The 8203-nt window shown below is 40.2% G+C and carries 11 protein-coding genes; all 11 read left to right on the top strand.

What is annotated here, in order from left to right:
• Window positions 1-704 (top strand): IS3 family transposase (locus tag R7P74_RS23890; RefSeq protein ID WP_318123249.1); only part of this gene is annotated, 704 nt, incomplete at its 5' end.
• A 48-nt stretch (window positions 705-752) separates the two neighbouring features.
• Complete coding sequence (locus tag R7P74_RS23885) at window positions 753-1244, top strand: GNAT family N-acetyltransferase (protein WP_318123247.1); 492 nt, start codon at window positions 753-755, stop codon at window positions 1242-1244.
• 141 nt (window positions 1245-1385) lie between these two features.
• Window positions 1386-1820: a GNAT family N-acetyltransferase gene (locus R7P74_RS23880; RefSeq protein WP_318123245.1), complete on the top strand. Its 435-nt coding sequence runs from the start codon at window positions 1386-1388 to the stop codon at window positions 1818-1820.
• 133 nt (window positions 1821-1953) lie between these two features.
• Window positions 1954-2598, top strand: coding sequence for a hypothetical protein (locus tag R7P74_RS23875; RefSeq protein WP_318123243.1), 645 nt, complete (start codon window positions 1954-1956; stop codon window positions 2596-2598).
• A gap of 157 nt (window positions 2599-2755) precedes the next feature.
• On the top strand, window positions 2756-3055 hold the full coding sequence (locus R7P74_RS23870; protein WP_318123241.1) for a hypothetical protein: 300 nt from the start codon (window positions 2756-2758) through the stop codon (window positions 3053-3055).
• A gap of 162 nt (window positions 3056-3217) precedes the next feature.
• Window positions 3218-3910 (top strand): hypothetical protein, encoded by a 693-nt coding sequence (locus R7P74_RS23865; RefSeq protein WP_318123239.1) that lies wholly within the window; start codon window positions 3218-3220, stop codon window positions 3908-3910.
• Window positions 3907-4344, top strand: a complete 438-nt coding sequence (locus R7P74_RS23860; RefSeq protein ID WP_318123237.1) for a hypothetical protein — start codon at window positions 3907-3909, stop codon at window positions 4342-4344. The genes R7P74_RS23865 and R7P74_RS23860 overlap by 4 nt, the downstream gene beginning before the upstream one ends.
• A gap of 614 nt (window positions 4345-4958) precedes the next feature.
• On the top strand, window positions 4959-5357 hold the full coding sequence (locus R7P74_RS23850) for a DUF6232 family protein (protein ID WP_318123235.1): 399 nt from the start codon (window positions 4959-4961) through the stop codon (window positions 5355-5357).
• A gap of 133 nt (window positions 5358-5490) precedes the next feature.
• Window positions 5491-6777, top strand: a complete 1287-nt coding sequence (locus R7P74_RS23845) for an ImmA/IrrE family metallo-endopeptidase (protein WP_176314193.1) — start codon at window positions 5491-5493, stop codon at window positions 6775-6777.
• 135 nt (window positions 6778-6912) lie between these two features.
• Window positions 6913-7248 carry a TonB family protein gene (locus R7P74_RS23840; RefSeq protein WP_054577394.1) on the top strand — a complete coding sequence of 112 codons (336 nt, stop codon included), beginning with the start codon at window positions 6913-6915 and terminating at the stop codon, window positions 7246-7248.
• A gap of 143 nt (window positions 7249-7391) precedes the next feature.
• Window positions 7392-8009, top strand: a complete 618-nt coding sequence (locus R7P74_RS23835; protein ID WP_318123232.1) for a LysE family translocator — start codon at window positions 7392-7394, stop codon at window positions 8007-8009.
• Window positions 8010-8203: the final 194 nt, after the last annotated feature.

The following is an 8203-nucleotide window of genomic DNA, read 5'->3' as shown; positions in this document are numbered from 1 at the left end:
TCGTCATGTGTACCTTTGCCCAATATCGGGCACGTTACGGCTCAGTGCGAATAGCAGAAGAGCTAAACGAAGCAGGCTATGCCTGCTGTGTGAATTATGTGGCTGATATCATGAAGGAAAAAGGTATTAGGGCGCGTAATGGTAAAGGGTTCAAATACAGCAAGGATGTGGCTGCTATGACGAATGTTGCCGACAATTTACTGCGTAGAGACTTTGAGTCTGAGACGCCAAATCAGAAATGGGTTACGGACATTACGTATATCTGGGTGAAGAGCCGTTGGCTCTTCTTAGCGACAGTGATGGACTTGCATTCGAGGCGCATTGTGGGTTGGTCGCTAGGGACAACGATGACCGTCGAGCTCATCACCAATGCCCTAAAAATGGCGTTTGAGTCACGTAAGCCGCCTAAGGGCGTCATTATCCACTCGGACCGTGGTGTACAATACAGAGCCTACAAATATCAAGACTTCATGCGCAAGCATGGAGGTGTACCGAGCATGAGTCGGCAGGGTAACTGCTGGGATAATGCGGTGATGGAGTCGTTCTACAGTCGACTGAAAGTCGAACTGATATACGCAGAAGACTATCAAACTGTCGAAGAAGCCCGAATGGGCATCTTCGAATACATCGAGGTATTTTACAATCGCAGAAGAAGACACTCAGCGTTGGGGCATGTCAGCCCAGTTGAGTACGAAAGTATGTAGTTATGTACTGTCTACTTTTTGTGGGGTACACCAGTGCTTAGGAGTAAAATGGAAATTACAAAAGCGAAACTTAGTCACCAAGCACAGTTTAAAGACTATGCGCAGTCCTGTGTAGAAGATGGTTTAGAGTTGTATGATGACGCAAAAATTGACAGTTGTGCGTATTTAAAAAAGAGAATTGCCTATTCCAAAGGGCAAGAATTACCCGCTGGCTGGTCTCCAATAACAACTTATTTCTGTATTGAATCTGGTGTCATTCTTGGTTCAATCAGGGTTCGTCACGGTACAAACGAGTACATTGAAAATGTTATAGGTCATATTGGCTACGAGACTAGACCATCAGCTCGTGGTAAAGGTGTTGCGTCATACCTTCTCGCATGGGTGCGTGACCACGTGTTAAATGACTCAGCTGTTGTCACCTGTTCAATTGACAACCTTGCGTCAAGAAAGGTCATCGAAAGTTGTGGTGGTGAATACCTTGGTAACTACACAGATCAAAGCGAGAACACTGTAAGGCGTTTCCGTCTAGCACGCACATAACAAAGCGTTCAAGAGGGACAGTCAACGCGTGGCGAGTTTGGTTTAAATCTTGGCATCTGTGTTTACGGCGGTAAATTGAATTTTGGTGGTAGCGCGTTGCTGCCCCTTAACGCGGCGTTATGTGTAGCCAGAGGGAAAGGCATGGCAGTACAGCTTAAAATCGGTGGCGACCCCTTATTCGCAGAGTCTTTAACCAAGACAAATATGGCAAGTTATTATCTAACTCGTGGGATTACGTGGGAGCACAATCAGTTTCTAAATAGTTGGGAAGAACTAGAAAACTACGAGATTTACCTAGACCAAGTTCGTGTCGGTGTTCTTCGTTTTAGCTATAGTGGCGAAACGACCTTTCTGAGAGACTTTCAACTTTTACCGGAGTTTCAAGGTAGAGGAATTGGGGCTAAGTGCCTTGATCTAGTCGTCGGGCATGCACTCAGTCGTCAATCCACTAAGCTAGTTCTACGTGTGTTTAGTGAAAACCCAGCTATCAATCTGTATGAGTCCAAAGGCTTTGTTAGAACATCTGAAGTCAAAGGGTTAGTGGAAATGGAAGTCCCTTTAAGTTCAAACACATAACAAACTGTTCAAGAGGGATTCGCAACGCGTGGCATTTTTACTATGCGTTGGTTTTAGTGTTTAAGGCGGTATGCGGCGACTTCGGTATTGCGTTGCTCACCCCTTAACAGGGCGTTAGACAAAGGAGAGTTCAGTGGTAGATATCGTTTCATCCAAAACTGCAATGGCAATTGGAAGTACTGTTTTTAATACACTCAAAGATGCTTATCAGTCCAGGCAAAAACAGAGGGTTGATTCGTTCTTTAAGTGCGTCGAACTCCGCTACGAACACATGACTGTAGAGCAGCAAGTAGAACTCAATAAAAACATTAATAGTGAAGATGGAAGAAATATTTTAGCGGGTTATGTTGATGCTATAACTCAAACGTCTTGTGAAAGGGTGCGTATGGCTGTTGCACTACTCTATTGTCAAGATAGTGATTTTGCTTTTACGGTCGCAGAACAAAGAGCATTTATCAGTGGTGTTGGTGGTATCACTGACCATTTAGTTGATTTCTTATTATGTGCTGTTCGCCATGAGGTTAGCCCGGGGCATTATCCTTACAATCGTCATATTATTCGGCAAGCACAAGTAGATGGTCTTGGTTTAGACGATTTAGATGGTGAAACAATTTATGCTTATGTTAACGACTTAGTGCGTAGAGGTCTGCTGTTGCCTGAACCTGCGGTTGGTGTATTAGCTAGTAAAGACAGTTGGTTTATTGGTTACGGTACGTCTGAAAAAATCCAAAAATTCGCTCAATTACTAGAAAAATCAGGAGAGTTACTGCGTTCGTAACTTTGTCTAACAAAGCATTTAAGAGTGACTCACAACGCTTGGCGATCTCAGTTTAAACTTGGTTTTAGTGTTTAAGGTGCAGTGGTTTAGGTTATGTGTTTAGCGTTGCTCGCACCTTAATGCGGCGTTATATTGTTTTTCAAGTTCAGGGATTATAATGGGTGAGTTATTTAACACTCTGATGGTTTGTGCGGTGCTGGCTTCATTGTTTCCGCTTATAAAATCCAGCAAGAGTTTTTATGATGAATGGTATGAAATGGAGAATGAGCATTGGCGTGCTAGAGGGGCTCCACCGTTCGTAGTGTTCCATTTTGGTATGTTCTTATTTGTCCCAATGCTTTTCGGCAAAGATCTGGATCAACTGAATAATAAGAGGTTGATAAAACTTAGGAATGATCTCAGGTACAGCTTTGCTATTTTTTCGCTACTGTTGCTCGCATCCCAGTTAAATCAATAAATTGGTTTTGGCAGCATCAATATAACAAAGCGTTTAAGACGGATTCACAACGCTTGGCATTTTCAGTTTGAATCACTTTTAGTGTTTACGGCACAATAGTTTAGGTATGGTGGTAGCGTTGCTCACCACTTAACGCGGCGTTAGATTAAATAAGGAGTCTTGATGTCAATTTTTACAGAACTTACAGAGATTGCAAAAACTATGAGTACAACGACTTTAAGTACTTTAGTTATTGCTATTGTATATTCTTTGTTTAAGTCAATAGATGTAATCAAGTTGCTAAAGAAAGCACTTGAGTCTTATATCAACGGAATGGGAAAAACTAACAGTATCACAGTAACAATAGTGAAGCGTGTATTTAAAGCAAATTCGATACTGTTAGATGCTTCTATGCTATTAAATTCAAGTGCATTTACTGTTGTTGAAGTTTTAGCGAAAAGAATTGCAGATTCAGGAGAAGACGCAAAAGACAACAAAAAAAATACTATAGTTGGTGTTATGCTGCTTGAAAAAGCTAAAAAAGGAACAGTGCAACAAGCAATATTAATTTCCAGTATAGCTGTCTACGTATCTAGCGTTTGGTTTATGAATAGTGATATAAATCAGTTTGTGTTGCTTTTTCTAGCATTTTTATTGCTAGCTGTGTTTGTGGATCAAAAGCTAATGGAGTTTCGAGTTCGCAAAGGATGGTACGGTAGCAATGAATTTGAGACAAGAGAGCTTATTGAATTTATTACCTTGCATTCTGACAAGGATGATTTCAATGATGGGAGCGGTGCAAAGAGAATCATACCAAATCCAGAGATTGATCTAGCAACTGAATGTGAAGCTAGTAAAGGAAAGGTAGTTATATGAATGCAGAACAACTAACAGTATTTACTAGAAAAGCAATTAATATTCTATTTGTATCTAATCCTAGGGGTACTAGCCTAGGGGTGCTGACGGGGATTGTGCTAGATGGACTGATAGGTTTGTTTAGTCCTTTTTTGAAAACAATTTCAATCATCAACATAAGTATTGTTAAGCTATGGCACTTGATGGGCTTAGGAGTCTTTATATTTAATATTCGACCGTTTTTAAATCGTTACAAGGTGGATCCATCAATTAATGAAGCAATTTCATACATTGAAACGCAAAAGCAATTAGGTCATATAGATGAATGGCAAGCAAAGCAAATGTATAGAAACCTTCACAATAAAGTTTTAGATAACGTTCTTCTAAATAAAGAGCAACAAGAACTTTCTAAGACTATAAACTCTATTGCTTCAGCAAGCGAAGGTGAAAAATAATCTAACAAAGCGTTTAAGGCAGATTCCCAACGCATGGCATTTTTAGTGCTATCGTTGGGTTTTGTGTTTAAGGTGGTAATGTTTAGTTTAGTGGTAGCGTTGCTCACTACTTAACGCGGCGTTATGCTTAATCACGTAAAATCAGTGATTTATGGTTTTTCTTTGTCCTCTCAGCTTTTTAGTTTTGTGCTCGTCGGCAAGTTAGCTTCAGTGGGCGCTGTTTTTCGGACACTTATTCTTTGGTGCTGGAAATTCACAGAGTTGCCTCAATCAACTTTCGGACAAGCGCGAGGTTAGGGCTTCTGGCTCAATCAGCAATTTGATCTTAGGTTTTTGAGTTTTGATTACCATAGTTCAAAGTCGGATTTCTAAAAATTATGAGTCATTTCAGTTTTCTAGCTTTTGGCTTTTGTTTGTGAATCAAAGTCGAGTTAATCTTGTATTCAGAAAAACGTAACTCATTGAAGCTTAAGCATAACAAGGCGTTCAAGAGGGATTCATGCCGCGTGGCATTTTTGTTATGCAGTGATTTTTGGTGGTGAAAGTGGTCTGCGGAAAGTTGGTTTATGCGGCATTCACCCCTTAACGCGGCGTTATACGAATAGAGGGAAATTATGTACAAAAGTAATGATTTTAACTTGGATTCAAAAGAGTTCAGGTTTAAGAAAGACTCATATCCTTTGTCTAAGATAAACAATGTTAGGGTTAAAAAGTTAAGTTTTCTTGATAATTTAGGTCAAGTTTTATTCTGGGTGTGTGTTTTTTCAGGGGCAGCTTGGTTAGTTATTCCAAGGTTGGAAGAGGTGCCACAATGGCTACTAGTTTTAGTTCTTAGTCTGACGGTTGTAGGTTTGGTTTTTGCTCTTTTTCGTTGTTCTAAATATGCACTTCAAGTCGAGTTTCGTCACATAGATGAAACGGGCGTTCAATGGGTTAATGTCGCTAAGTCATACTCAAAGTCAGATTGTGAGTTATTTGAACAGCAAGTGTTGGCACTGAAGAAATTCGTATAACAAATTGTTCAAGAGTGATTCGGCACGCGTGGAATTTTTACTATGCGTTGGCTTTAGTGGTTAATGTGGTATGCGGAGACTTAGGTATTGCGTGCCTCACACCTTAACAAGGCGTTAGGCTTTATGGTGATAAATGAATACAGTTAGAAAAGGTGATGAATTAGAAGCGGCTATTTTCGAGTTCTTCTCGACACAAATAGATCACGGACAATTCTGGGCTCACAAAGACTATTGTAAAATTTTTACTCAAAAGGGCTATTACTCAAGAGATAGAGAGAAAGACATTATTTTTGATGTGTCGATTGAGATTTATCTTCCAGGGCAAGAAACCTATTCAGTATTAGTATTAATAGAGTGTAAAAATTACAATCATCGTGTGCCTGTTGACGATATTGAAGAGTTTTATGCGAAAGTACAGCAGGTTTCTGGGGCAAATATTAAAGGAATAGTGGCTTCAACAAACGCTTTTCAAGATGGTGCTTTAAGGTTTTCCAAATCAAAAGGTATAGGTCTTCTGCGTTATTTTGAGGCTAACAATAGTGAATGGGTATTGACTCGTTCCCCATCCTCAATAGGTCGTACTGTTCAGGCTACGGAAAGGGCATCGATAAATCTTGCGCTTCAACAGGAAGATTTTGTCGGTAAAGGTTTTGATTGTTATTGTTTCTTTGGTTCTTCCTTTACTAATTCAACTTTTGAATTTTTCGAACAGGTTATAACTTCCGAGCTTTCAGAGGAACTTGTTGAGTCTGTTTGCTCTATTCGTACAGCAAAACCTGAGCCGCAAACATTAGTTCGTTATTTGGATAGCTCGTATATAGAATCCAAAAGTGAACTGCTCTTGGATTCTATTGGTTACTTTGGTGGCTACGTGCAAGACGACAAACTTTCCAAGTTTGTAAGTGAAAACTATGGTCTTTCTTTAGTGTTAAACGCTCAGTTGCAAGAGGGAGTCCTTGGCTCTATCGACTTTAGTAAAAATGAAATCAAGATAGACACAACGCAGTGTGAGACCAAAGAGCGAGCACGTTTTACACTTGCTCATGAACTCGGGCATTACATTTTGGGCCATGCAGACTATATATTGCGTGAGAGTTGCTATAACTCTCACCTAGATGAAGCAAGGAATGATGTATCCATAAGGGATATTATGCGTTTAGAGTGGCAAGCAAATCAGTTTGCATCGTCATTGTTACTTCCAAAGAAACAATTTGTAATGGCTTTTCTTGAGCAAGCTCGAACAAGAGGCATACATAATAGGGGATTCGGTGCTTTGTTCGTAGATGACCAATGCTGCAACAAAGAGCTATTAAACTTAGTTACGTTATCACTCATGAAGCAGTTTAACGTATCTAAAACCGTGATCATTATTCGTCTTAAACAACTTGGAATCATGCGTGAACCGGTAGGGCAAGCCTAACAATCTGTTTAAGAGTGATTCGCAACGCGTGGCATTTTTACTATGCGTTGCGTTTAGTGTTTAAGGTGGTATGCGGTGACTTCGGTATTGCGTTGCTCACACCTTAACAGGGCGTTATGTTGTCAAAGATTAAGTATGAAGATTTTAATATTATTTATAGCGGCATTATTGTCTGGCTGTGCTGGTTTAATTGAAAGTGCTAGTTCCCCAAATTATCGAGAACACAAAGCTCGGGACAGTGTATCGCCTAGGAATCATAAAGGTTCAAGGAAAAACAAATTAGTCGGTACTGTTGTACTCACGTTTAATATTAATAGTCAGGGTGATGTGATTGACATAATAGTTACTGATTCTGTACCTAAAGGAGTATTCGATGCTGAAGCTGTGCGAATATTATCAAAACGGAAGTATGCGCCTTCCGAAAAAGGGGAAACTGGCCCTAAAAAAGCTAAGTTCGAGTTTAAAATTTGACACATAACAAACTGCTTAAGAGGGATTCGCAACGCGTGGCATTTTTGCTATGCGTTGATTTTAGTGCTTAAGGTGGTATGCGGCGGCTTTTGTATTGCGTTGCTCACCCCTTAGCAGGGCGTTAGTTTTATGGAGGAAATATTGTGGAAATCTGGAAGTTATTGTTCTTTATACCTGCGTGTTTTGCACTCAATATGACTCCTGGTCCAAACAATCTATTGTCCATGAATAATGCTCGTTGTTACGGTTTCAAATCCGCTTTTATTGCTGGACTTGGTCGTATTGCTGCATTCGCTGTAATGATTGCCTTGGCTGCTTCCGGTTTAGCAGTCGTTCTTTATGCTTCTGAGACTCTATTTCTCACGATAAAAATTGTGGGCGCGGCTTATTTGTTGTGGATTGCCTTTAATCTTTGGCGTTCGGAAGCAAGTCCTGTTTCTGAACTAGAAAATACTCGCAACCGATTAGGTTTAGCTAAACAAGAATTTTTGATCGCCGCTGGTAACCCAAAGGCGATCTTAATCTTTACCGCCTTTCTACCACAGTTCGTCGATGTTTCAGCGAGTGTAAATGAACAGTTCTTCGCTCTAGGGGTTACGTTCCTCGTTTTAGAAATGGTTGCAATATCGATTTATGCGATATTTGGAATGTACTTAAGGCAGTGGTTTACGAAGCCGAAAATGGCAAAGCGCTTCAATAGAGATTGTGCAACTTTTTTGGCTATGTCTGGAGCAAGCTTGTTACTGAGTCGCCAGCAATAAAACTAACAAACTGTTCAAGAGGGATTCGCAACGCGTGGCATTTTTACTATGCGTTGAATTTAGTAATTAAAGTGGTTTGCGGCGGCTGTTGTATTGCGTTGCTCACCCCTTAACAGGGCGTTATGTGCTTGGAGGAATTAATATGCAAAAGAAGCAAATTGCAAAATACATATTATTTTTCCTTGGTATTGGAA

Source organism: Vibrio sp. 2033 (genome assembly GCF_033339735.1).
This window is presented reverse-complemented; position numbering and strand designations above follow the sequence as displayed.